At 63.0% G+C, this 24,808-nt stretch carries 22 protein-coding genes; 12 read left to right on the forward strand and 10 right to left on the reverse strand.

Annotation, left to right across the window (positions count from 1 at the left end; genetic code table 11):
* Nucleotides 1-26 precede the first annotated feature (26 nt).
* Nucleotides 27-1,322 carry an MFS transporter gene (locus tag AB7531_RS26460; protein ID WP_063983822.1) on the forward strand — a complete coding sequence of 432 codons (1,296 nt, stop codon included), beginning with the start codon at nucleotides 27-29 and terminating at the stop codon, nucleotides 1,320-1,322.
* Here the strand turns inward: AB7531_RS26460 and AB7531_RS26465 are convergent.
* From AB7531_RS26465 to AB7531_RS26475, 3 genes are all read right to left on the reverse strand, one after another.
* Nucleotides 1,319-2,722, reverse strand: coding sequence for a carbohydrate porin (locus AB7531_RS26465; RefSeq protein ID WP_063983823.1), 1,404 nt, complete (start codon nucleotides 2,720-2,722; stop codon nucleotides 1,319-1,321). The two genes, AB7531_RS26460 and AB7531_RS26465, sit on opposite strands and share 4 nt — an antisense overlap.
* Before the next feature lie 21 nt (nucleotides 2,723-2,743).
* Nucleotides 2,744-3,760, reverse strand: a complete 1,017-nt coding sequence (locus AB7531_RS26470; protein ID WP_231144625.1) for a transporter — start codon at nucleotides 3,758-3,760, stop codon at nucleotides 2,744-2,746.
* Between the two features lie 115 nt (nucleotides 3,761-3,875).
* Nucleotides 3,876-4,658 (reverse strand): acetoacetate decarboxylase, encoded by a 783-nt coding sequence (locus AB7531_RS26475; protein WP_063983825.1) that lies wholly within the window; start codon nucleotides 4,656-4,658, stop codon nucleotides 3,876-3,878.
* 220 nt (nucleotides 4,659-4,878) lie between these two features.
* On the opposite strand from AB7531_RS26475, the gene AB7531_RS26480 reads away from it, so the two are divergent.
* The gene (locus AB7531_RS26480; protein ID WP_063983826.1) at nucleotides 4,879-6,054 is read left to right on the forward strand and encodes a patatin-like phospholipase family protein; all 1,176 of its coding nucleotides are present in this window, start codon (nucleotides 4,879-4,881) and stop codon (nucleotides 6,052-6,054) included.
* A gap of 471 nt (nucleotides 6,055-6,525) precedes the next feature.
* Nucleotides 6,526-7,326: a type 1 glutamine amidotransferase domain-containing protein gene (locus AB7531_RS26485; protein WP_063983827.1), complete on the forward strand. Its 801-nt coding sequence runs from the start codon at nucleotides 6,526-6,528 to the stop codon at nucleotides 7,324-7,326.
* Nucleotides 7,327-7,443: 117 nt separating this feature from the next.
* Here AB7531_RS26485 and AB7531_RS26490 read toward each other — a convergent pair whose 3' ends face one another.
* From AB7531_RS26490 to AB7531_RS26505, 4 genes are all read right to left on the reverse strand, one after another.
* Nucleotides 7,444-8,097, reverse strand: coding sequence for a TadE/TadG family type IV pilus assembly protein (locus AB7531_RS26490; RefSeq protein ID WP_028157690.1), 654 nt, complete (start codon nucleotides 8,095-8,097; stop codon nucleotides 7,444-7,446).
* Complete coding sequence (locus tag AB7531_RS26495; RefSeq protein ID WP_063983829.1) at nucleotides 8,097-8,654, reverse strand: TadE/TadG family type IV pilus assembly protein; 558 nt, start codon at nucleotides 8,652-8,654, stop codon at nucleotides 8,097-8,099. The genes AB7531_RS26490 and AB7531_RS26495 overlap by 1 nt, the downstream gene beginning before the upstream one ends.
* A gap of 10 nt (nucleotides 8,655-8,664) precedes the next feature.
* Entirely contained in the window at nucleotides 8,665-10,089 is a 1,425-nt protein-coding gene (locus AB7531_RS26500; protein ID WP_063986436.1) for a TadE/TadG family type IV pilus assembly protein, read from the reverse strand.
* A gap of 380 nt (nucleotides 10,090-10,469) precedes the next feature.
* Nucleotides 10,470-11,264: an IclR family transcriptional regulator gene (locus AB7531_RS26505; RefSeq protein ID WP_063983830.1), complete on the reverse strand. Its 795-nt coding sequence runs from the start codon at nucleotides 11,262-11,264 to the stop codon at nucleotides 10,470-10,472.
* Nucleotides 11,265-11,501: 237 nt separating this feature from the next.
* Here AB7531_RS26505 and AB7531_RS26510 point away from each other — a divergent pair, with 237 nt between their 5' ends.
* The 6 genes from AB7531_RS26510 (at nucleotide 11,502) to AB7531_RS26535 (ending at nucleotide 17,589) form a co-directional block, all read left to right on the forward strand.
* On the forward strand, nucleotides 11,502-12,662 hold the full coding sequence (locus tag AB7531_RS26510; RefSeq protein WP_187387730.1) for an aminotransferase class V-fold PLP-dependent enzyme: 1,161 nt from the start codon (nucleotides 11,502-11,504) through the stop codon (nucleotides 12,660-12,662).
* A gap of 29 nt (nucleotides 12,663-12,691) precedes the next feature.
* Nucleotides 12,692-13,588, forward strand: coding sequence for an amino acid ABC transporter substrate-binding protein (locus AB7531_RS26515; RefSeq protein WP_063983832.1), 897 nt, complete (start codon nucleotides 12,692-12,694; stop codon nucleotides 13,586-13,588).
* Between the two features lie 62 nt (nucleotides 13,589-13,650).
* Complete coding sequence (locus AB7531_RS26520) at nucleotides 13,651-14,445, forward strand: amino acid ABC transporter permease (protein WP_063983833.1); 795 nt, start codon at nucleotides 13,651-13,653, stop codon at nucleotides 14,443-14,445.
* Nucleotides 14,442-15,134, forward strand: a complete 693-nt coding sequence (locus AB7531_RS26525) for an amino acid ABC transporter permease (protein WP_063983834.1) — start codon at nucleotides 14,442-14,444, stop codon at nucleotides 15,132-15,134. Before AB7531_RS26520 ends, AB7531_RS26525 begins: the two co-directional genes overlap by 4 nt.
* Nucleotides 15,135-15,174: 40 nt before the next feature.
* Nucleotides 15,175-15,942 (forward strand): amino acid ABC transporter ATP-binding protein, encoded by a 768-nt coding sequence (locus AB7531_RS26530; RefSeq protein ID WP_063983835.1) that lies wholly within the window; start codon nucleotides 15,175-15,177, stop codon nucleotides 15,940-15,942.
* A 171-nt stretch (nucleotides 15,943-16,113) separates the two neighbouring features.
* A complete protein-coding gene (locus tag AB7531_RS26535) occupies nucleotides 16,114-17,589 on the forward strand; it encodes an FAD-binding oxidoreductase (RefSeq protein ID WP_441280158.1) in 1,476 nt (491 codons plus the stop codon).
* 20 nt (nucleotides 17,590-17,609) lie between these two features.
* Here the strand turns inward: AB7531_RS26535 and AB7531_RS26540 are convergent, their stop codons facing one another.
* A complete protein-coding gene (locus AB7531_RS26540) occupies nucleotides 17,610-19,646 on the reverse strand; it encodes a molybdopterin-containing oxidoreductase family protein (protein WP_063983836.1) in 2,037 nt (678 codons plus the stop codon).
* A gap of 269 nt (nucleotides 19,647-19,915) precedes the next feature.
* Between AB7531_RS26540 and AB7531_RS26545 the strand changes: the two genes are divergently transcribed.
* Nucleotides 19,916-20,191 carry a DUF3303 domain-containing protein gene (locus AB7531_RS26545; protein WP_038941960.1) on the forward strand — a complete coding sequence of 92 codons (276 nt, stop codon included), beginning with the start codon at nucleotides 19,916-19,918 and terminating at the stop codon, nucleotides 20,189-20,191.
* A 491-nt stretch (nucleotides 20,192-20,682) separates the two neighbouring features.
* Here AB7531_RS26545 and AB7531_RS26550 read toward each other — a convergent pair whose 3' ends face one another.
* Both AB7531_RS26550 and AB7531_RS26555 read right to left on the reverse strand, forming a co-directional pair.
* Nucleotides 20,683-22,242: an acyl-CoA carboxylase subunit beta gene (locus tag AB7531_RS26550; RefSeq protein ID WP_063983837.1), complete on the reverse strand. Its 1,560-nt coding sequence runs from the start codon at nucleotides 22,240-22,242 to the stop codon at nucleotides 20,683-20,685.
* On the reverse strand, nucleotides 22,172-23,146 hold the full coding sequence (locus AB7531_RS26555) for an IclR family transcriptional regulator (RefSeq protein WP_063983838.1): 975 nt from the start codon (nucleotides 23,144-23,146) through the stop codon (nucleotides 22,172-22,174). Before AB7531_RS26555 ends, AB7531_RS26550 begins: the two co-directional genes overlap by 71 nt.
* Before the next feature lie 94 nt (nucleotides 23,147-23,240).
* Between AB7531_RS26555 and AB7531_RS26560 the strand changes: the two genes are divergently transcribed.
* On the forward strand, nucleotides 23,241-23,462 hold the full coding sequence (locus AB7531_RS26560; protein WP_135214343.1) for an acetyl-CoA carboxylase biotin carboxyl carrier protein subunit: 222 nt from the start codon (nucleotides 23,241-23,243) through the stop codon (nucleotides 23,460-23,462).
* Nucleotides 23,463-23,629: 167 nt separating this feature from the next.
* Nucleotides 23,630-24,793 carry a TAXI family TRAP transporter solute-binding subunit gene (locus AB7531_RS26565; protein WP_063983839.1) on the forward strand — a complete coding sequence of 388 codons (1,164 nt, stop codon included), beginning with the start codon at nucleotides 23,630-23,632 and terminating at the stop codon, nucleotides 24,791-24,793.
* Nucleotides 24,794-24,808: the final 15 nt, after the last annotated feature.

Genomic DNA, 24,808 nt, shown 5'->3' on the forward strand with positions numbered 1-24,808 from the left:
GCCTGCCCATCAAACATTGAGGCCCAATGATCTCGAACTGGCTCGCGGCGACACTCGGCCGCCGCAATATCCACTACGGCTGGGTGATGGTCGGCGTGACCTTCCTCACCGCGCTGATCAGCGCCGGCACGGTCGGCGCGCCCGGCGTGTTCATCGTCCCGCTTCAGCAGGAGTTCGGCTGGAGCACGGCGCAGATTTCCTCCGCGCTGTCGATCCGCTTCATCCTGTTCGGGCTGATGGCGCCGTTCGCGGCCGCCCTGCTCAACCGCTACGGCCTGCGCAACGTCACGCTGGCCGCCCAGCTCATCGTCGTTTCCGCGCTTGTGGCTTCGCTCGGCATGACGCAAGTCTGGCAGCTCGTGTTGCTGTGGGGCGTCGTGATCGGCATCGGCACCGGCATGACCGCGCTGGTGCTGGGCGCCACCATAGCGACGCGCTGGTTCGCCGCGCGGCGCGGCCTCGTCGTCGGCATCATGACCGCGAGCGTCGCCACCGGCCAGCTCGTATTCCTGCCGCTGCTCGCAAGCCTGACCGAACGTTACGGCTGGCGGCTCGCGCTCGGCTTCGTCTGCATCGCGCTCGGCGTCTCCGCCGTGGCGGTTCTCCTTGCGATGCGCGACCGGCCGAGCGATGTGGGCCTGCGCCCATTCGGCGACGAAGGCACCGAGCCCCTGCCGGCCCCTCCGGTCAGCCATGGTTCGATCACCGGCGTGGCACTCGGCACGCTGCGCGACGCCTCGAAGTCGCGCGCGTTCTGGATCCTGTTTGCGACCTTCTTCGTCTGCGGCGCGTCGACCAACGGCCTCGTCCAGGTGCACCTGATCCCGATGTGCCTCGATTTCGGGATTCCGCAGGTGCAGGCCGCAGGCCTGCTCGCCGCGATGGGCATCTTCGATTTCTTCGGCACGATCATGTCGGGCTGGCTGTCGGACCGCTACGACAACCGCTACCTCCTGTTCTGGTACTACGGCCTGCGCGGGCTCTCGCTGATCTTCCTGCCGTTCAGCGACTTCTCGTTCTACGGGCTGTCGATCTTCGCGATGTTCTACGGCCTCGACTGGATCGCCACGGTGCCGCCGACCGTGCGGCTCACCGCGCAGAAGTTCGGGCCCGAGCGCGCCAATCTGGTGTTCGGCTGGATCTTTGCCGGCCATCAGCTCGGCGCAGGCACTGCGGCGTTCGGTGCCGGCTTCTCGCGGACGGTCTATGAGAGCTACCTGCCCGCGTTCTTCATCGCCGGCGCGCTCTGCGTGTTCGCCTCGCTGATCGTTCTGGCGCTGTCGCGGCAACCGAAGGCCGAGCCGAAGCCGGCGATGGCCTAGTACCTGATCGTGGTGGTGACGCCGAACACTGCGGCGTCACCGATCCGCGAAACGCCGGTCGGATCGTTCGGATTGGGGATGCCGCCGGAGGGCCGGAACACGTATTGGAAGTAAGGCGCGATCAGCCAGCCCGGCTTGATATGCGCCTCGTAGATCATCTCGATCAGCGTCTCGTTGCTGCGCACCGGACTCTGGATGCCGGTGAAAGCCTGCGTATCAATGTCAAGATTGCGCGCGGTGTTCGAAATCCGCATATAGGCCATCGCCACGCCGAAGCGATCGAGCGGACGGCCTGGCGTGAAGCCCACGAAACCGATGCCGCCGTCCACATAAAGGTCGATCAGATTGCGGTCCGGCGGGCTGTAGGCAATGCGGCCGAACGCGGTGACGCCCGGAAGCGAGGCTGACGTGGTGTTGTCCTTCACCTCCGGCGGGCGATAGAGCACCTGCTCGATGACAGCGAAGATACCGTAATTGCCGCGAAGTCTTGCAGGCACACCGCTTCCGCCGGGATCGGCGATCGAGAGCCCCTCGGCCGTAAAACGCTGGCTGTCGAACGAGCCGTAATGCTTCCAGGCGCCCGGCGTGAAATTGCCGGCGAGCGGCCGGCCGCCGATATCGATGTCGTAGTTGAAGCGGACCTGCCCGATCACCCACGGCGGATCGTTGACCCGGAACGCCAGGCCATGATGGTCGCGCAGCTGCGGATCCTGATCGCCCGGACCCGACGGATCGCCGTTGAACACCGCACCGAACGCGGTGATGTTGTCCGTCAGCGCCGCCTTGATGCGGATACCGGGCACAGCGATCGGCGGTGCCGGGCCGCCGGCCGGAAGGTTGCTCGCCTTGATCGCGGGCCAGCCGAAGGTGCCGTTGATGAAGAGGTCGTCGGTCTGGCTGTCGAAGAACTCGACGTCGGCGGCCTGCTGGCCGGCCCTGATGTTCAGGCGGTCGCCAAAGAAGCTCTGCTCGAAATAGGCGTTGTAGAGCCGCTGGTCCGGCAATGCCTCGATCTCGCTGATGGTGGCGAGGTTCATCACGTAGTTGCGGCTCAGCCCCTGGCCGTAGATCACGAACGCATTGGCGTAGAAGCGGCCGCCGGCCCAGCCGACGAGCTTGTCGAGATCGGCATCGACCGAGAGATCGAGGCGCCCGAAATGGATGGCGCCGCGCTTCACGCCGCCGGAGACGTTGGCGATGTTGTCGGCGATATAGGTGGCGCCGAAGTTCAGGCCCTTGTTGGCAAGCCCGTCATGCCATTCGTTGAACCATTTCGGCGCCAGCCATTCGGCCGCGCTTTCGTCCTTGGCGCCGGCGAGCGCGCCGGTGCTCGCCACCGTCGAGGCCAGCACGATCGCGGCCGCATTTCGCAGCGGAAATCTGTGGGACGTCCCGATCACGGCTGATACCGGCTGCGTACGCTACCTGAAGATACCCGTGCGCCGCATGAACAGATAGGCCGCGCCGACCGACGAGGCCATCAGGAGCGCCGCCCAGAGAAATCCGCTCTCGACGTCGGTGAGCGGCAGGCCCTTGGTGTTCATGCCGAAGATGCCGGTGATCAGGGTCGGCGGCAGCAGCAGCGAGGTCACGATGGAGAGCGTGTGGAGGTGGTGGTTGCTCTCCTCCTCGTTCTTGAAGCGCAGCTCCTCCTCGAGCAGGCGGCTGCGTTCGCGGAGCTCGACGATGTCGTGATCGAGCCCGTCCAGCCGCTGCGCCAGCTTGCCGGCGTGAATGCGCAAGGCCGGCGCGAGATGATCGGTGTTCTTCTGATCGAGGCGGTGGAACAGCACGCGCAGGCCGGTGAGCTGGCGATGCAACCTGACGCAGGTCCGGCGCAGCCGGCCGAGATTGCGGCGCATCTCCGGCTTGGCGTCGTCGGCCAAAATCCGTTCCTCGATGTCGTCGATCTCCTGGCCGAGCTTGTCCGCCATCCGGTCCAGCGTATCGGCGACCTCGTCGACGATCTTTTCCAGGAGATGGGCGACGTTGTCGACGCGGTAGCCGCCTTCGAGCACGCGGCGCGTCGCATCGGCCGAGCACAGCGCCTGATGCCGGCCGCTGACGAGAAGATGCTCGGTCATGGCGAAACGCAGGAACGCGGTCTCCTCCGTCGCGCTGTCGATGTCGCGCACGAGATCGGAGAAGACGCCGTAGACGCAATGGTCGATGACGTGAAGCTGCTGGAAAGTGTCGTTGGACAGCAGGAGGTCACGCGCGAGCGGCGGCAGCTGTGACGCCGCGATCCAGGGCCGTGCGCGCGTATCGGTCAGGTTGAAATGCAGCCAGAGCCGGCCGTCATGGCTGAACTCGATCGGCTGGTCGATCGGCAGCGCCTCGGCACTGCCGTCGCCGTGCAGCCGGAACGCCCAGACCAGGCCGGGAATGACGGGCACGGTGTCCGATATCGTGCTGACAAGCTTCGCCGGCTCAGCCATGGCCAACCCCAACCGTCAACAAATGCCCCGCTTCCGGAAGATGGCTGACGGCATCTTCCGGACTTCTCGCGGGTACTCAATTACGGCTTTGTTACAGTTTGATGATGGTGCCGCCCTACTCTGCAGCGAGCCCCGTCGCGGCCATCGCCTCGGCCTCCTTGACGTAGTCGTGCACGACGCGGCCGAACGGCAGCGTGAGATCGGCGATGTAGTGGTGCGCGCCCAGGCAGCGGCGGACCGGGAAATCCGCGACCGGCGCGTTGACATGCGGCACCAGATGCAGCCGGCCGGGCCCCATCCAGGAGCCCTTCGGCACGATGTCGATGAGGTTGATCGCGACGAGTTGGCAAACTTCGAGACGGCCGTCGACGCCCGGGATCATCTTCAGATTGATCTGCGTCTTCGACAGCGTCGCACGGGTGCGATCGCCGTTGCCGGCCATGCTCTCGTGCTTGTAGCCCATCGTGCCCATGGCGACGAGCTGACCGGCATATTCCAGCGTGCCAGTCAGCGTGTCCTTGACGATCTCGAGTTTCGGATGGGCATATTTCTTGGGAAAGCCCCAGATCTCGCGGCCCGCCGCGATCGGCGGATCATCATCCAGATACATCTGCGAGACGAAATTGACCTCCTCGCCGTTGAGGCGCGCGGGGATGACGAGGCCGGATTCGGTGTAGCTGCCGAAGCCGGAGGAGTCCGGCATCTTGATCCATTCGTAGTGCACGATCGGCTGGTCGATCGGCTCCAGCGGCTCAGGCAGGCCGGCGCGGATCAGCTCCGGATCGGTCTCGTAGGTGATGACGAGGAATTCGCGGTTGACGAAGCGATAGGGCCCGGCCGGATAGCTCGGCCCCGCCGCCGGCATGGACGGAAGTCTCAGCACGTCTTCCCTGCGCATCCTGATCTCCTGTGTGTGGTGCCCGCCCGGCGGCGTCAGGCCTGGACCGCAAATTGCTAGCCGCCGTCATTGACTGCGATGTGAAGGATTTCCGTCAGGCGCACGACCTCCCGCCATTTCCGCTGCGGTCGGCCTGCATGCAGACGACGCATCGGCGCTGAAATTGTCATCACGCCGTCACTGCCGGACGCAATCGTTTGGTCCACGCTAGGAGGCACCCATGGACGCCCGCACGTCGCAACCGGCTCATCAGACGCATCAGCCTCCCGCACGGGGCTGGCGCCCCGAACGCTGCGACCGCGTCGCGCTGGTGCTGCAAGGTGGCGGCGCGCTCGGCGCCTACCAGGCCGGCGTCTACCAGGCGCTGCACGAAGCCGGCATCGAGCCCGACTGGGTCTGCGGTGTCTCGATCGGTGCAATCAACTCCGCCATCATCGCCGGCAACAAGCCGGAGAAGCGGCTGGAGGCGCTGCGCATCTTCTGGGAGCGCATCACCAATCGCAAGATCTGGCATTACACGCCCGACGGCGACATCTTCCGCCAGTGGCGCAATCTCACCAGTGCGTGGATGACGTCGGCGATGGGCCAGCCCGGCTTCTTCACCCCGCACCAGGTCAATCCCTGGTTCAGCCCGGTCGGCGCGCGCACCGCCACCAGCTATTACGACACGATGCCGCTGAAGGAGAGCCTGCTGGAGCTCGTCGACTTCGACCTCATCAACGAGAAGAAGGTCCGTTTCGCGGTCGGCGCGGTCAACGTGCTCTCGGGCAACTTCATCTATTTCGACAACTCCCATGACGAGATCGAGCCGGAGCACATCATGGCCTCCGGCGCCCTGCCCCCGGCGCTGCCGATGGTGCGGATCGGCACCGATCATTTCTGGGACGGCGGCATCGTCTCCAACACGCCGCTCCAGCATCTGCTCGACCAGGAGGATGCGCTCAACTCGCTGGTGTTCCAGGTCGACCTGTTCAGCGCACGGGGCGTGCTGCCGCGCTCGATCCAGGACGTGATGGCCCGCCACAAGGACATCATGTATTCCTCGCGCACGCGCCACAACACCGACGTCTACCGCCGCACGCACAACCTCAAGGTTCTGCTCTACAAGGCCCTGGCGAAAGTCCCGGACGAGCAACTCTCCGACGAGGATCGTAGCCTCAAGGCAAGCCTGCGCAACATGCCGGAGATCGCGATCCTGCACCTGATCTATCAGCAGAAGGCCTATGAGGGCGACGCCAAGGACCACGAATTCTCGGGCACCTCGATGCGCGAGCACTGGACAAGCGGCTACGAGGACACCAAGCGCACCCTGAAGCGCCGCGACTGGATCAAGATGCCCGAGGAAGGCATGGGCCTCGTGGTGCACGACGTGCACCGGGAGACGGAGAGCGCGTAACGGGCGCTCTTCAGACGGACCGCTCCAAACAAAAACTGCGAAAACAACCCCATGCACAGTAGCCGGCGCGTGGCGGATCAATGACTTACGTTTTACCGAAGTCAACTTGACTCGTCGGGCAAAACAGGAGCATGATGGCATCATTGCAAAATCGCACGATGCATCCGCTCCAGGCCGATCGCGCCACATGGTCAGACGGCGCCGCATCCCCTAAATTGCGCGCGGAATGACGTTGGGAGGCTGGCTTGCGCGCCGTCAGCGAAGCCGCTTACTTCTTCGACAGCGACAGATTATTCCCTCCGCAGGAGCCTTCGGGGCGAGCTTGCGGAGCGAAGCGGCGTGCTCCGCCCGATCTGCTCCAGCCGTTGCTTGAAACGCCAGAACGGTCGTCGCGGCAGGTTGCCGTTCGCGTCGGCCGGATTGTTATGAAGTTCTAACCGCAAGACGATCAAGCAAATCGCAGGAGACACCATGTCCAAAGGAAAAGTGCTCGTTGTCGGCTCCAATGCCACCCGTATCGAAATCCAGGGCGGCGGCACCGGACCGACCGGCCAATACCTCAATGAAACCGTCGTGCCGGCGATGGCCGTGATCGATGCCGGCTACGAGGTGGTGCTGGCGACGCCGAACGGCAAGCAACCGTACATCGATCCGGCCTCCGATCATGCGGCCCATTTCGGCGGCGACGAGAAGGCCTACCGGCGGGGACGCGACTTCTTCGACAAGGACCCGGCGATGACCAACGTCCATACGTTGCGCGCGATCGTGGACGGAGGACTGGATCAATATGCCGCCGTTTTTGTCCCCGGCGGGCAGGGCCCGGTCGTCGACCTCATGCAGGATCCCGAGCTCGGCAAGATTCTGCGATATTTCCACGAACGGAAGAAGATCACGGCGCTGCTCTGCCACGGACCGATCGCAACTCTGGCCACCCTGCCCGACGCCAAGGCCTATCGCGCCGCCCTGATCGCCGGCGACAAGGCCAAGGTCGCGGAGCTGGGCAAGGGCTGGCAATATGCGGGATACAAGATGACGGTGTTCACCGCCTCGGAAGAGATACCGATCGAGGAGCAGTTCCTGCACGGCAAGATCTACTTCACCATGCCGGACGCGCTGGGAGCTGCGGGTGCCGAGGTCAGCCGAAGCGCCGTCGACTTCGAGCCTTACGTCGTCGAGGACCGCGAGCTGATCACCGGCCAGAATCCGCGGTCCGACCATCCCATCGCGGCAAAGCTGATCGCAGCGCTCGACCGCGCCACTGTGGCGGCGTAAGCGTCTACTCCAATGTCATCCGGCCCTGTGCGCAATTGCGCACAGGGGCCGGGAGGAAATCGGGACGGAAGCGTGCCTCAGCGGCATCCGGCTTCTTTCGGACCGCGTTCCGTGAAACTAACAGGTCTTCTGCTGCAAGTGCTGCACGCAGGTGCAGGTCTTCGCCGCCGGATATTTCACGTCGTAATAGGGAAAACTCGACGTGGCGGGGGTGTTCGTCGAGCAGCGGGGGAACAGGTAATAGCTGTCGGACAGCTTCACCGTGCCGGCGATCGTGAAGCCGAGGTTGGGCGCGTAGTCGTAGGACACCTCGCTCAGAATGAGCGAGATGTTGGCATTGCTGGTGCCGCCCGGCGCGGTAAAGGACGACAAGGTCATCTGCTGACCGGCGGCCCTCGCACCCGACGTACTGGTCGACTTGCTCCATTGCACCGTCGCGTTGCCATTGCTGTCGGTCGAGACCTCGGAGACCGTGATCGTCATCAGCGAGGTGCTGCCGTTCTTGATGGGATAGGGAGCCATGATGGAGCTCGCCGCAGCGAGAATGCCGTCCATCTGGGTCGACGTGACGGCCGTGTTCTGCGAGATCATGTCGGCAACGCTGTGCGCAGTCGCGCTGACCTTGACGTTCATGGCGAGCCCGTTCCCGAGCTCGACGCCGCCGACATAGAGCACCAGCATGAACGGTGTCACGATGGCGAACTCCGTCGCTGCAACAGCGCGTACATCGGTCAACATCTGCCGAGCGCGAGACGACAGGGCGGAGATCATCAGGTAGCTCCTGGCTCGTTCTGGAACGCGGCGGACGACATGAGCAGCCGGTTGCCATTGCTAAGGTTCGAGAGATTGAAGCCGAGCGGCCCGAGCACGACCGGCCAGACATACATGACGCGGAGAACGACGATATCGCCGGAATCGCCCGGATTGTATTGCCAGCTGTTGGTCACATTGCCCGAGCCGTCGAAGGTCAGCGTGGGCGTCGCCGTGTTCGCGGAAGACCAGGACGTTGCGACCTGCATGTCGACCATCAGGCCGCTGCAATTGAACAGGATTACGATCTGATCGCAGACCTTCTGCTTGAAAACCGCCTGGTTCATCTGCGCCGACTGAACCTGCCCCGTCATGACGAGACGCGCCGACTGGCGCACCACGGTTTCAAGCATCTGCTGGGCAAAGAAAACCAGAAACGTCTGGATGAGCGCGATGATGAGGGCGAGAAACGGCGCGGCAACGAGCGCGAATTCGACGGCCGTGGCTCCGCGGCTATCGCCGGCGAAGGCGGCCCAGCGGTTGCGGCATCTTTTCGTTGTCGTGACCTGTCGGGTCATGGCGCCTTCCCTACTGCACGAGGCTGGCCGTGCTGGATGCAACCTTGATGAACAGGTTGGTCAGCGCCGCGGAAATGTCGCCACCTGTCTGCACGCTCGCATACAGACCGGGCGATGCGCACGATTGCAGCCGTGTCGCGATCGTGCCGGTCGACGAGGATGGATTGTTGAACTGCGAGATGCGGCTCGTGTACCAGCTGTCGCTCAGCTGCAGATACTCGGTGTAGAGGACCGCGATGCGAATGCCGCGGTTCTTGATCGTCGTGCAGACCGTCGTGTCGAGCGGTTGCTGGCACCGCAAGGTCGTCGAGTTGGCTGTCGGAAGCGCATAGGTGGCATTGGGGTCGCAGGAGCCCCCCGTCTTCGGGATGAGCTTGTCCTCGACGCCGTCGGTGACGAGGAAGACCACCTCCTGCGGCGTATCGCCCTGTTGGTTGGTGCCGGTGCCCGGCGCAGGCATCACGGTGTTGACGCCCGTGAGCCCGCCCGAGATGTCCGTGCCGTAGTCGGTGGTGTAGGTGCAGTTGCCCTTGCTATCGACAATGGGGCAGTTCTGGTGGTCGACCGTCAGGAGCTGAATGTTGTTGATCTTCGTGGCGGCGGTGTCCGGCGTGGTCAGCACCTGAATCGTGTTGAGGGCGTAGTCGAAGGTGTAGATGGCGGCCTTGTAGGTCGTGTTGTTGAGCGCCGACATGCACTGCATGACGCCGCCCGTCACACCCGCCTGCGGGCACGTCCAGGGTCCCTTCAGCAATTGCGTAACGGCGTTGGTCACGAGATCGATGCGCAGCGTGATGTTGTTTGCGCGTGCGACGGTGAGATTGTCCTTGTTCGTCGAGCTGGCAGTTGCGTTGTTGGGACGCGCCTCATGGCAGGCGAACGAGCAATTCTTCGCGTAGCTGGGCTGGTTCTTCGTGGCCGCGATCATGTTGGTGATGTCGGCCTGCGTCGCGGCAAGCGCCATCGACGGCGAGTCGTCCAGCAGCAGGTAGAAATTCATGTTGGGCGCACTCGACGCCTTCGCCGTTGAGGAGCCAGAGACGTCCCAGGTCTGCCTGCCGAGAACGCTGGGGAAATTATTGACGGACTGCGCGGTGTAGGAAACCGTGATGCTTCGTGCGAGGCCGGAATCCGTGACGGTGATGGTCGGCGTCGGCGTCGCCGTCAGACCGGGAAGATTCGCCTTCGCTGCAAAGACGGCTGCGGCGGTCGCCTGGACGACCGTCTTGTCGGTCTGGGTCAGCATCGCCGGCCGCACGGCTGCGATCGCGGCCGCGTCGGCGGCTGCGTTCAATTGCTCCCGCTTGCGGACGGCCTGCGTGTAATCGAGCGTCATGCCCAGGAGAAAGACGATCGGCACCATCGTGAGGGCGAAGATAACGGCGATGTTGGCCTTCCGGTCTCTTGCGAAACGGAGCACTACCCGGCGGAGCATGACCTTCATCCTGATTGCCGTCGTGGCGGCAGAGAGCAATTCCTAAAGTCTTTTGATCGGGGCAACCGGTGGGATTACCGCTGCCGGTCAGCCCGCCAATCGCAGGCTGGAATATGGATATGGCCTTCTTAATCAACACTTACGGGCAATCCACAAACAGGGAGTGCAACGGAGTGAGATGTTCCATATCGAGAAGACATCATTAACGTCGGTTAAACGCGATCGCAGAGATTGAGGGGTAAGCGGCCTCAGGTGCGGTCGATACGGCCTCAACGCCGGCGCTGGCGGGTGCGTCCGGTGGGCTGCGCAGCATCAGCGCGCAGCAGGCACGTCGGTCTGGTTAAGGACGGCTATGGCACAGAGGCCAAGGCATCATGCCGTCATTGGGCATCTGCGCCATCGTCGTCTTCAACTTGCAGAATGGTGTCGGATAGCAGAGCGGCGGCCTTTTGAAGCGGCGCTATGAACCGGTCCAGTTCGGCGAAGCTCACGCGGGCCACCGGTACAGAGACGCCGAGGCAAGCGATCAATTCCCGATCCGGTGACAGAATGGGGACGGCGCACCCCACCACCCCCTTGACGTACTCTTCGTTTGTCTTGGCCCAGCCGCGTTGTCGCGTCTCCTCGAGAACCTTCATCAGCGCGTGGACATCGACGATCGTCGTTTCGGTGAATTTGGTCAGGGGTAGCGCGCGGCACAGCTTCGCCCGGATCCGCTCGGGCAGTCTGCTCATATAGATCTTTCCGGTCGACGTGCAGTGTAACGGCGCCGCTTCCCCCGGATTGAACTGAAGACCTTGCGGCTCCGAAACGCGAACGCTGTCGACATAGGCAACGACGTTGTCGCGTACGACGCCGATCTCACACTGTTCGCCGATTTCTCCCGCGACCGCCCGAAGCACCGCATGCCGCCGCGCAGTACGAAACGCAGCGCCGATGACGGTGGCCGACAGTGTGACGAGCTGGTTGCCCACAACGTACCGCTTGGTACCCAACGCCTTCTGAAGCAGTCCGCGGTCTTCGAGGTTTCCGATCAACCTGTGTGCCGTTGGAAGCGGCAGCGAAAGAGCCTTTGCGATCTCCGCGGCCGAGACGGCTTTGCGCTGGTCGGCAACATGCCGAACGATCGCGAAAGCCCGATCCAACGGTCCTTCCTTCCCAATTCGCTTCGTCATTTCCCACCCGGCCAAAACTGGAAGTGAAATCAAGATCAACGCCGAGTATTATCATTTTTCGGAATAAAACCTATTGAAATTCGACATAATCGATTGTCGAAATCCTGAAAGCTCATATTCTTGGCGTCACCGGCGATTGACCAGAAATTGTGCAGTGCGGTCTCGCCGTTCCGAAAATCGCGCTCCGCCGCTTGGCCGGGAGCCAAGTTCTGCCGGCGCGCTCAACAGGAGATGTGCATGTCTCGTCATTACGACGTGGACGCCGTGAGGAAGGAATTCCCCGCCGTCGAACGGATGGTCTATCTGGATTCCGGGTTTCAAACGCCGCTCGCGCGTCCCGTGAAGGCCGCGATCGAGCTTTTCCTTCGCGAGGGCTTCGAGACAGCCGGTCCGAAGAGCATCTGGCTCGATCGGGTCGAGCAGACCCGTGCCAAGGTCGCCCGCTTTCTCGGCGTGACGGCGGATGAGATTGCCTTCACGAAAAACACGTCGGAAAGCATGAACATTGCGGCAAACGCACTGCCGCTACAGGCCGGCGACAACGTCCTGATGATCCACGGCGATCACCCGAACAACGCCTACGCGTTCCTCAATCTGCAACGGAAGGGCGTCGAGGTCCGCTTCATCCCGATGACGGAAATCGTCGACGCCGACAGCTTTGCTCCCTTCATTGACGAAAGGACGCGTGCGATCTCGATGTCGCATGTGACTTTTCACGCCGGTCACCGCTTTGACATCGAGAGCGTCGGCGCGATGTGCGTCAGGAACAAGCTCCACTTCGTGGTGGACGTGATGCAGGCCATCGGAGTCGTGCCTGTTAACGCCAAGGCGATCGGCGCAAGCTTCATCGGCTCCGGCAGCCACAAGGGATTACTGGTTCCGCAAGGGCTCGGGCTGCTCTATTGGGACAAGACGCTCAAGGAGCTCGAGCCGGCCTACCTGGCGGCTGCGAGCCTCGCCGAGATCCCGAGCGATCTCATCGCGCGTGCCGACGGGATGGCGCCCTCGCCGGCCGCCAGGCGCTTCGAGCTGGGCAACTTCAACCTGCCCGCAGTCCACGCCCTCGGTGCTTCGCTCGACATGATCGAGCAGATCGGGGTGCAGAACATCCAGAACCACTGCTTCGATCTCGGCGATCACCTGATTGCACGCCTGGACGAGCTGGACGTCCGCCTCGTTGGTCCGCGCGAGCGCAAGCATCGCGCGCCGCACATCTACGTCATCGCCCTGCCCGCGGCAGACTGGCTCGGCCATTTCGAGGAGAACGGCGTGCGCGTGTCGCCCGAACGAGATGGCATTCGCGTCTCGCTCGGCATGTTCAACACCGCCACCGACATCGATCGCCTGATCGACGTCATCCGCCGGCGAGGGCTCGGACGCCCGTCCGTCGCAGCTTGAGTCTGACAAACGATGGGAAGGCAAAAACCATGAAGAAGCTCGTTCAGCTCTTGGGACTTCTCCCGGCGCTCCTGGCTGTCAACGCAAGCCCGGCCGCGGCAGCCGACAGCCCGACGCTCGACAAGATCAAATCCAGCGGATCGATCACGATCGGCTACCGTGAGGCTTCGATACCGTTCTCGTACCTCGGGCCGGATCAGAAGCCCATTGGCTTCTCGCTCGATCTCTGCGCGGCGATCGTCGATCGCATCAAGGATGAGCTGAAGTTGCCCGGTCTGAAGGTCAACTACACGCCGGTGAACTCCTCGAACCGGATTCCCCTGATCCAGAGCGGGACTGTCGACATCGAATGCGGCGGCACCGCCAACGACAAGAAGCGGCAGGAACAGGTCTCGTTCTCGGTCGCAACGTTCGTCAGCCAGCCGCGCTGGCTCGTCAAGGCCGCCAGTGGCGTGAAGACCGCCGGCGACCTGAAGGGCAAGACGGTTGTCGCCACGCAAGGCTCCAACGCAGTCGGTTTCGCGCAGAGCGTCAACGCCAAGGAGCAGCTCGGCCTCAACATCGTCCAGGCCAAGGACCATGCGGAGTCCTTCCTGATGCTAAATACCGGCCGTGCCGTCGCCTTCATGGAGGACGATATCCTTCTCGCCGGGCTCAAGGCTGCGGCGCCGAATCCGGACGCGCTCCTGTTCCTTTCCGAGGGTTACGCGAAGATCTACTATGGACTGATGTTCACGAAGGGCGATGCCGGCTTCAAGAGGCTCGTCGACGACGTTCTCTCCAAGCAGATGGCATCCGGCCAGTTCGAGAAGACCTACGCGAAATGGTTTACCAGGCCGATCCCGCCCAAGGGTGAGAACCTCGCATTCCCGCTCACCGACGAGTTGATGGAGCGGATCGCACATCCCAGCGATGCCGTCGACTGATTGACGGAGCTGATCGTCCCGGAAAGTCATCCTCGTCCGCACCTGCAACCCGGAGGCTCGCGATGTTCGGAGTGCTTTTTGAACAGGCGGCAGACGGCCAGCGCTATATCGACTGGCTTCTGTCGGGTCTCGGTTGGACCCTGGCTCTGGCCTTCTTCGGCTGGTGGATCGCCTTCGGTATCGGCGTGTTCGTCGGCGTGGGCCGCACAGTCCAGAATCGTTTCGTCTCGATTCCGGCCCGGCTCTACGTCGAGATATTCCGAAACATCCCTGTCCTGGTGCAGATGTTCCTCTGGTACTTCGTTTTCCCGGAGGTGGTGCCGACCGCGCTCGGAAATGCCATCAAGCAGATGCCGCCGCCTTGGGCATCGTTCTTCCCGGCTCTCCTTTGCCTCGGACTCTACACGGCGTCTCGGATAGCCGAGCAGGTCCGGGCCGGCATCGAAGCGCTTCCTAAGGGGCAGATCGAGGCCGCCAACGCTCTCGGCCTCAGTGGCTACCTCACCTATCGGTACATCGTCGTGCCGCAGGCTCTGCGCCTGATCGTGCCGAGCCTCACCAGCGAGGTGATGGGAATATACAAGAACACCTCCGTCGCACTCACGATCGGCTTGATGGAGCTGACCGCACAGGCGCGCCAGATCAGCGAGGCAACGTTCCAGACATTCTCGGCATTCGGCGCGGCGACGATCATCTATCTTTGCCTGGCGCTGGTTGCATATCAGATCATGACGCTCATCGACAAAGCCTTCAGGATCCCGGGTAGCGCCCCGGTGAAGCTCACTGCTGAACAGGATCTCGCCGCCGACATGCAGCAAGGCAGCGCTCTGCCTGGCGCCATGGAGACCGTGAAATGAACACCCTCGATTTCTCGATCGTCGCGCAGTCGTGGCCTTATCTCTGGTCGGGCCTGCTCTTCTCGCTTTCGCTCACGGCGGCCGCATTCGCCATCGGCATGGTCCTCGGAACCTGTCTTGCGCTGGTACAGCACTTCGAGGTCCCGGTGTTCGCCCAGATCGTCCGCGGCTACGTCGCGATCATCCGGTCGATCCCGCTGATCCTGGTTCTCTTCTGGTTCTTCTTCCTGGTGCCGATCGTGCTTGGGCACCTGAGCGGCAACGGCCGCCCGATCCCGATCGGGGCGACCTACACGGCGTTCATCACCTTTGGCTTGTTTGAAGCCGCCTACTACTCCGAGATCATCCGCGTTGGACTGCGGGCCGTGAACAAGGGGCAGTTCGAGGCCTGCCAGGCGCTCGCGCTGTCGACCTACGACACCTACCGCCATGTCGTTCTGCCGCAAGTCCTTCGCGTGGCGAGCCCGATCATCCTGAGCCAGACGATCATCCTGTTTCAGGACACGTCTCTCGTTTACGTGCTGTCGTTGACGGATCTTCTGGGCGCGGCTTCCAAGCTCGCACAGCTCAATGGACGTCTCGTCGAGATGTACCTCGTCGTCGCGGTGGCCTACCTCGTGATCAGCTCGGTGGCCTCCCAGTGCGTCGCCACCCTTCGCAAGCGATATGGCCTTGCCACGGCACGGTGATCATCGAGATAACAAACGGCCTCGTATTCGGGAGACGAACATGCCTCAAGCGACTGTCAGCAATGCTACGCAGCCCAATGCAATCGTCCTCGTCGAAAACGTGATGAAACGATTCGGCGCATTCAATGCGCTGAACGACGTCAATCTCAGGGTCGGCAAGGGCGAGAAGATCGTCCTGTGCGGCCCTTCGGGCTCCGGCAAGTCGACGCTCATCCGGTGCATCAACCATATCGAGAAACACGACGGCGGCAGGATCGTCGTCGACGGTGTCGAATTGAGCAACCGCATGGCCGACATCAACAGCGTGCGCTGCGAGGTCGGGATGGTCTTTCAGAGCTTCAACCTCTTTCCGCACCTCACGGTTGCCGAGAACTGCATGCTGGCTCCGATGAAGGTTCGCGGCATCTCGCAGGCGGAAGCGCGCGATCGCGCACTCGGCTTGCTGCGGAAGGTCCGCATTCAGGATCAGGCGGACAAGTATCCCGCACAATTGTCGGGTGGCCAGCAGCAACGCGTCGCCATCGCGCGGGCGCTGTGCATGCAGCCCAAGATCATGCTGTTCGACGAACCGACGTCCGCTCTCGACCCCGAGATGGTCAAGGAAGTGCTGGACACCATGGTCGAGCTGGCGCGAGATGGAATGACGATGGTCTGCGTGACGCACGAGATGGGATTCGCCCGCGAGGTCGCCGATCGGGTCGTCTTCATGGATCGCGGAAGCATCGTGGAGGAAGCGGATCCGGAGACATTCTTCCGGGCTCCGCGCACGGAACGGGCGAAGGGCTTCCTGAACCAGATCATCCACTAGGATCCCGCTCGGCCGAGACCAGGCGCCGTCGGTAACGGCAGCTGCTCGACGCGTTCGTCCACGGTCCCCCGCTTCGAGACATATTGCCATTAGACTCCCCGCCGCAAACGTGGAGAATACCCCCGCACGTCACGTGCGCAGTGCACACCAAGATGCGCCAGGGGAAACAAAATGCCGGCTGCCTTCCCGTCCTCCCTACCCACCATCCCGACCGCTCCTTTGACCGCCCGGATGCGCGATGCGCTGCGCGCGATCGTCGGCGAGAAGGGCCTGATCGAGGACGAGCACGGCAAGCAGCCGTTCGTCACGGATTGGCGCGGATTGCTGGTTGGCGGCGCGGGCGCCGTCGTTCGTCCTGGCAGCAGCGAGGAAGTCTCGAAAGTCGTCCGGCTTTGCCACGAGCACGGCGTCGCGATCGTGCCGCAGGGTGGCAACACCGGCCTGATGGGCGGTGCCACGCCCTGGCCGGCGCACACCGGCATCGTGCTGTCGCTCGGCCGCATGAACCGCGTGCTGGACGTCGATGCCGTCGGTTACGCGATGACGGTCGAGGCCGGCTGCGTTCTCCAGACGCTTCAGGAGACCGCAAGCCGTCACGACAGGTTCCTGCCGCTCAGCCTTGGCGCCCAGGGCTCATGCATGATCGGCGGCAACCTGTCGACCAACGCCGGCGGCGTGCAGGTGCTCCGCTATGGCAATGCCCGCAATCTCGTCTTGGGGCTCGAAGTCGTGCTGGCCAACGGGGACATCTGGGACGGACTGCGTGCGCTCAAGAAGGACAACACGGGCTACGACCTCAAGCACCTTTTCATGGGCGCCGAGGGAACGCTGGGCATCATCACGAAGGCCGTCCTCAAGCTGTGGCCGGCGCCGAAGGACGTCTGCACGGCGTGGCTGGCGATCCGCGATCCGCGCGCGGCGCTGGAGATCCTGTCCGAAGCCCATGCTGCGTCAGGGGACAATGTCGGCTCCTGCGAGCTGATGAGCCGCAGCGCCATCGACATGGTGCTGCGCCATATTCCCGGCACCCAGGATCCTCTCAAGGCGGACACGCCATGGTACCTCCTGCTTGAATGGTCGTCCTCGCGGGCCCGACAGGACGGGACCGAGGGCATGACCGAGAAGCTGGAGCAGTTTCTCGCTTATCAGCTCGAGGCCGGCCGCGTGCTCGACGCGGCATTGGCGCAGACGGTCGGTCAATCGCGCAACATGTGGCGCATCCGGGAAAGCGTCGCCGAGGCCTCCCGTGCCGAGGGGCCGGGACTGAGCTACGACGTGTCGGTGGCCATCTCCAGGATTCCCGGGTTCATCGACCAGGGGCTCAAGGCCGTGTTCGACATTCTTCCGACCATTCGCCCCTATCCTTTGGGACACATCGGCGACGGCAATCTGCATTTCTCGTTCATGGGCCCCAAAGGCATGGATCAGCAGACGCTGACCCAATATTCGTCCGCCATCACGCGGGCCGTGAACGATCTCATCACCTCCATGGGCGGCTCGATCTCGGCGGAGCACGGCATCGGCATCGACAAGCTCGACGAGCTCAGTCACTACCGCTCGAAGACCGAGCTCGACATCATGCGCACCATCAAGCGCGCGCTCGATCCGCAAAACATCATGAATCCAGGCAAGGTGCTGCGGCTGTGATCGACGCCGGATAGCCTCGTCTACAACGATGCCTGCCTTCGCGCGACCTCCACGCGGGCGCCGTAGTCGGACTGGCCAACGGAGAAGTGAAAAAGACTGAGAGCGTCCCCGGTCAGGACCGCGTCGCCGGACGTGAGATGATTGAGGCCAACCCAGCCATCGCGCATCCAGACCACTCCGGGCTTGACGTCGTCGGTGACGCAGGCCTTTGCCGCGAACTCGCCCCGCTGATTGTAAATCCTGATCGCATCCCCGTTGCTGAGCTGACGCGCCTCTGCATCCACCGGCGATATCCAGAGTTGCGGGGCGACATTGTGCTTTGCCAATGCCGGGAGAGCCTGGCCCTCGTCATAGAACGAATGAAAATGTGTCAGCGTCCTTCCGAAGCTCAGCGACAACGGATAGGGCGAAGCCTGGTCGCCGCCGTACACCGGAAGTGGCGGAAGCCCGAGCCTTGCCGCCTGCGGCGAGCAGAATTCGATCTTCCCGGACGGTGAATCGAATTTCCGATCCGCATAGGCGACCGCGGGCACGTTAAGAGGCAAAAAGCCACCGGCAGCGCGCAGCGACGCAACAGTCGCATGGCCGGTTGTCGTGTCATTCAAGATGACATCGATCACCTCTTCGATCGACGCCCACGGAAAGAGGTCAGCAAGCCCGAGGGAGTCTGCCAAAGAACTCAGGATTTCATAGATCGGGCGCGTCTCTCCCTCCCGCTCCAGTGCACGCTCCATCAGATAGAGGTGCGTGTTCGTCACCTTAAATCCCAATTCCTCGAGCCAGGCGGTTCCAGGCAGCAGCACATCGGCGAAACGCCGCGCCGTTTCATTCATGAACAGATCGACGCAAACGACCAGACCCGTCTTGTCGAGACCATGGGAGATTTCACCGGCGTCCGCGAAGGACGACAGCATGTTGGTCCCCAGCAGGAGCAAAACCTTGAGCTGCCCGTCGGACAAGGCCTTTGCGATGTCGGGCATTTGATTGGCAACATAATTGCCCGGCGCGCGTGCCACACCCGTATTCAGATTGCACATGGCCGCACTGTGGGCGCCATGACGTGGGCCGAGACCGCCGCCTGCAACCCCAAAATTGCCGGTCAACGCCGGCAGACAGCTGATCGCACGCGCCGCGTGCCAGCCGTTGGCACTCTTGTGCATGGAGCTGCCGCCGAGAAGGATCATGGCTGGTCGCGTGGACGCGTACGCTCTGGCGAACGACGCAATCTGGCCTTCCTCAAGACCGGTCTCGGCTGCTGCCCAGGCCGGCGTGAAGGGCAGAACGTGAGACGACAATTCCGCGAAGCCGACGGTATGCGCTTCGATAAACTCAGAGTCGTAGAGCTTTTCAGTGACGATGACGTGCATGACGGCCAAAGCGAACACAGCGTCCGATCCAGGGCGGATCAGGAAAACTTCATCCGATTGAGCCGCCGCTTCCGTTCTCCTTACATCGATCGTGATGACTTTTGCCCCGCGACGCCGAGCGGCGACGATATGACGGGCGGTATTGGGCTGACTCGAAATGTTCGCGCCCCAAAGCACGATCATGTTCGAGTTCTCAGCCATATCCTCCTTGGTATTGACCTTGAGCGCGCCCGTCAGCCCCACTCCAAAACCGCCAAGCCCCCAACAGACCATTGCAGGATGCCAGTTCTGGCATCCATACATATGCGCGAAACGCTGCATCAACTGCACCGTCACGGCACTGCCCACGGTGAAGCCGCCATGCCCCGCCCATAGACCCACCGCCTCGGGTCCAGCCGACCGCATCCGCTTCGCCATGAAATCCAGCGCCTCGTCCCAGCTTACGCGGCGCCAGATGTCGGTGCGGCGATCGTCGCGAATCTGGGGGTAGAGCAGTCGCTTCGGATTGCCGAAGATCTCGCTGGTCGCGCCCCCGCGAACGCAAAGAAACCCGGCACTGTCCGGATTATCCTTGTCTCCGCTCAGCGTCTTGAGCCGACCGCTCTCGACCTCAACCTGCATTCCGCAAAACGTCGGGTGGCAGTTCATCGGACACATGGTGCGGACGATCTTCGCATCGACAGCCGACATGAGCGAGCCCTCCCGGTCTCATTCCCGAGATGATCTTATCAGAGACGGGATAGGTCGGCAGCCCCAATGAGTTCCCCGTTCGCGCCGCTACGGCCGTATCGTCATGTTCTCCGGCGGACGCCGGTGACACACGACCAAGTCCGCTACGGCGCCTCCATCGCACTAACCCACGGCTTCATTCGCCGTTGTTATTCGATATGCCAGCGCTATTGTGCGCGGGCGGCGCAGCCGCAGCATTCATCCAATAATTCAGATTATGGGAGAATCGCATGAAATTCATTACAACCTGGAGTGTACCTCAAGGCACCTTCAATGCGGCCGTCAGCCGTTTTCTGGAAACCGGCGGAGCGCCACCCGAAGGCGTCAAGATGCTGGGCCGGTGGCATGGCATGAACGGACAGGGATTTGCGATCTCTGAATCGAGCGATCCAAAGGCGATGTATCGCTGGCTCGCACAGTGGGCTGACCTGCTCCCATTGACCGTCACACCCTGTCTGGAGGATGGCGACGCGGGCGAAGTGATGGCCTCGCTGCCCAAGCGCTAATCGTCAATCCTCATGTCGCTGCCGCTGAAGACCGGCGGCAGTGACATCCCCGGCAGGTCTAAAATGTCGATCTGTCCGGCCGAAGGCGTGGCCGTTTCCGTGGCGGCTTACAACGAATGTGTTTGCGGGTATTTCGATAGGGCCGTCAGTGACGGCCGCGATTCCTTTAGCGCTCAGGTGGCGGGCGTGGAATCACCCATTGCTCGAGGCGATCGATTGATGCCTCCCGTTCATGCTGGCCCAGCCAAACCGTAAAGAGAACCAGCGCGGCGGCGAGAGCCCCGATGCCGAAATACAGGTTCCTCATGCGCGTTTGAATGCACAGCGCCGGAAATGGTTCCACGCATCACGACTTGCACCGCGCCGCTCCACGAGGAGCGAAGCGACGAAGCAATCCAGACGGCCTCCGCGGGTAAAGTCTGGATTGCTTCGCGGAGCCCGTCATCGGGACTTCGCTTCGCGCGCCCCCGGTTGCTCGCCATGACCGCAACCTACGGCCTGATCGTCATGTTCTCCGGCGGCCCCGCCTTCCGCAGCGGCTCGGCCAGCCTCGCGAACTCGCACAGCAGCGACCTTGTCTTCCTGGGATCGATGATCTCCTCGACCCAGAATTTTTCGGCCGAGCGGAACGGCGAGCGCAGCTTGTTCAGCCGTTCCTGGATCTCGTTGAGCTTGCCCGCCTTGTCCTCGGCCGCATCGATGTCGGCGCGGTAGGCGGCTTCGATGCCGCCTTCGAGCGGCAGCGAGCCCCAATAGGCCGAGGGCCAGGCGTAGCGGATCGAGAAGCGGTCGGCCGGCTGATGCACCACGCCGGCGACGCCGAAGGCGTTGCGGAGGATCACGGTGCACCAGGGCACGGTGGTCTGGTTGACCGCGGCCATGGCGCGGACGCCGTGGCGGATGGTGGCCGCCTTCTCAGCATCGAGGCCGATCATGAAGCCCGGGCAGTCCATGAGATAGACGATCGGCAGGTGGAAGGTTTCCGCGAAGTCGACCCAGCGCACCACTTTCTGGCACGCATCCGCGGTCCACGAGCCGCCGTAGTGAAAGCTGTCGCTCGCAAGCACCATCACCGCCCTGCCCTCGAGCCGGGCGAGACCGACGATGATTGGCTTGCCGAAATTCTTGGCGACCTCGAAGAACGAGCCCTTGTCGACGACCGATTCGACGATCGGCCGCATCTTGTAGACCTGCTTGCGGTTGCGCGGCACCGCGTTCATCAGGGCTTCTTCGGTGCGCTCCGGATTGTCGGTGCAGGGCAAGGTCGGCGGCAGCTCATAGACCGATGACGGCAGATAAGAGAGGAAACGTCGCGCGCAGGCGAACGCCTCTTCTTCCGTATCGACGGCGTGATCGACCGCGCCGGCGCGAGTCTGGATGTCGGCGCCGCCGAGCTCCTCCTTCGAGAGGTCCTGCCCGAGCGCCTTCACCACCGGCGGCCCCGCGACGAACATCGCGGACTTCCGGGTCATGATGGAATAGTGGCTGGCGGCAAGGCGCGCCGCGCCAAGGCCCGCGACCGAGCCGAGACCGAGCGCGACGACCGGCACGCGCGACAAATTCTCCGTCGTGAAGCGATACCAGCGCGTGCCGCCGATGCCGCCCGGCAGATTGGCCGCGCCCTTGGTCTCGATGGTCTTGACCGAGCCGCCGCCGCCGGAGCCCTCGATGATGCGGACGATGGGCAGACGGAAATCATGCGCCATCTCCTCCGCCATCAACGGCTTGGCCGAGATCGACGCATCGGCCGAGCCGCCGCGGACGGTGAAATCGTCGCCGACCACGACGACCGTGCGGCCTTCGACGCGCGCGCGGCCGAACACGCAGTTCGCCGGCGTCAATTTCTGCAGCTCGCCACTGGAATCGTACTCACCGATGCCGGAGACGGCACCGATCTCGTGAAAGCTACCGCTGTCGATCAGTCTGTCGATACGCTCCCGAACAGTCAGTCGGCCCTGGTCATGCTGACGCTTGACCTTGTCAACGCCGCCCATCTCCCGCGCGAAGGCTTCGCGCCGGGCGAGCTCGTCGAGTTCCGGCTTCCAGTTCATTCACTCCCTCCGAATTGATCGGCTTGTTATTGTTATGCACGGCCATTGCGACCGGTTTGCGCGAGAGGCGGTTGTTGAAGACATCACCTTCGGCGCCCTCCATCAGGCTTCCGAGCGAGCGGCCGAGCGCGACCATCAACGGCGCGACTTCGGCATGCAGACGTTGCTCGTCATACATCGACGACAACAGCCCGATCGTGATGACGACGAAGGTCTGGTATTGCGGCGACCAGATCGGCACCGCGAGGCCGTTGATGTGCGGGCTCCACAGGCCGCAGGCCGTGACATAACCGCGCTCGAGCAACGACTGCCGGTTGGCCTCGATGCGGGGCCGCAGGATTTTCGCAGCCTCGGGCGCTTCCCGTTCCATGTCCGTAATGAAGGCATCGCCGACTTCAGGCGCTAGCGCCGCCGTGTAGGCCGCGCCCGCGGCCGTCGAGGCCATCGAGATGCGGCTGCCGGTGCCCTCATGCAGACCGAGCGCAGTCGCCGAGCGCGCGAACTGGAGATAGACCAGATGGAAGCGATCGGGGACGACGAAGCCGACAGTGCCTGGCAATTGCTCGGCGACTTCCTGGAGCCGCTGCCGGATCATGCTGCGCAGCTGCGCGCCCTTCATCATCGAGGCGCTCATCGCCACCGCGCTCGGGCCGATGCGATATTTCTGGTCGCGCGGCAGGTACACGAGTTGCCCCATCCGCGTCAGCGTGTGCGTGAGCCGCGACACCGTCGAGCGCGGCAGGCCGCAGCGATTTGAAATCTCGAGATTGCCGAGTCGGGCCTCATGGCCCTCGAAGCATCGCAACACGTCGAACGCGCGCGACACCACCTGGATGACATCACCCTCGCCGGCATCGCCAGCGAGCGCACCTTGCCTGCTTAACCGCTCCGATCGTCGTCCCATGTTCCCTACCGTTCGTTCCGCTCTGCGGAATTAAATTCCACTTGCAGACGACGCTACCTCAGGCATTTTGCGACGACAACAAAAAGGCGATGGCATGCCAGAAATTAAGATCGTCACGGAGGTCGCGGGTCGCATCTGCGCAACTCCCGTGCAAGTTGGAGGAACCGTTGCGGATGGCGATGACGTTGTAGTCGTCGAAGCCATGAAGATGGAGATACCTGTGCCCTCGCCCGCGAGCGGCACGATCAAATCGCTGCTCGTCAAGCTCGACGACGTCGTCGCCGAAGGACAGGCGATCGCGATCGTCGCGAACTGACTGCATTATCCGTGGCTTCCGCGACAATCTGTCTGCCTCATCGCCGCGTTCGCGGTACGGCGTTGCCATCGCCTGATCGCGATGACATGATCCGTTTCAAACAAAAAACTGTTTCAAACAAAGAATTAAACTCTTCGCGGCAAACGCGAGGATCATTGGAGGGAAACATGCTTCGTGGGCTGACCATGCTCGCGCCTGCCTTGGTTGCGGGCATTGCTTTTGCGTCTACAAGCTATGCAATCGCCGAAGACGTCAAGCTGCCGGCGACATTGACGTTCACCGCCTATGACACCGGCACCGCCGGCTTCAACATCGCGGTCGGCGTCGGCAAGATGATGAAGGACAAATACGGCACCGATGTGCGCGTGCTGCCTGCAGGCAACGACGTCGCGCGGCTTGCACCATTGCGCGCCAAGCGCGCGGCGTCATCCGCGATGGGATCTGGCACCTATTTCGCGCAGGAAGGCGTGTTCGAGTTCGGCTCGAAGGAATGGGGCCCGCAGCCGCTCCAGATCATGCTCTCGAGCGTCGATTGCAATTGCGGTTCGCTTGGGGTCGCAGCCGATAGCGGCGTGAAAGATCTGAAAGACCTGAAAGGCAAGCGCGTCGGCTTCGTCGTGGGCTCGCCCGCGCTGAACCAGAACTCGCTCGCGGTGCTCGCCTTTGCAGGCCTGACGCAGAAGGACGTCAAGGTCGTCGAGTTCGCGAGCTACGGCGCGATGTGGAAAGGCCTGATCAACAACGACACCGACGCCGCCTTCGGCACCACCATCACCGGCCCCGCCAAGGAAGCCGAGACCTCGCCGCGCGGTCTGGTCTGGCCGCCACTGCCCGCCAAGGACAAGGAAGGCTGGGCGCGGATGCAGAAGGTCGGCTCGTTCTTCTTCCCGCAGACCGCAACCTGCGGTGCCGGCATCACCCCGGACAAGCCGATCGAGCTCGGCAACTACCCCTATCCGATCTTCGTCGCCTATGCCTCGCAACCGGCCGACCAGATCTATGCGATGACCAAGGCGATGACCGTCAACTACGACGCCTACAAGGACTCCGCGCCCGGCGCCGGCGGGCTCGCCGCCGACCGGCAGACCAAGAACTGGGTGGTGCCGGTGCATCCCGGCGCGGTGAAGGCCTTGAAAGAAGCCGGGCAATGGTCTGACGCGCAGGACGCCCACAACAACAAGCTGTTCAAGCGACAGGAAGTGCTCGGTGCGGCGTGGGCGGATTACGGCAAGTCCAATCCTCCATCGGACGAAAAGGCCTTCCTCGACGGCTGGATGAAGGCGCGCGCCACGGCGCTGGCCAAGGCCGACATGCCGAACGGGTTTGACTGATCGTCAAGCTGCCTG

It is taken from the genome of Bradyrhizobium sp. 63_E2_N1_3 (assembly GCF_052076005.1).
Taxonomy (GTDB): Bacteria; Pseudomonadota; Alphaproteobacteria; order Rhizobiales; family Xanthobacteraceae; genus Bradyrhizobium; species Bradyrhizobium barranii.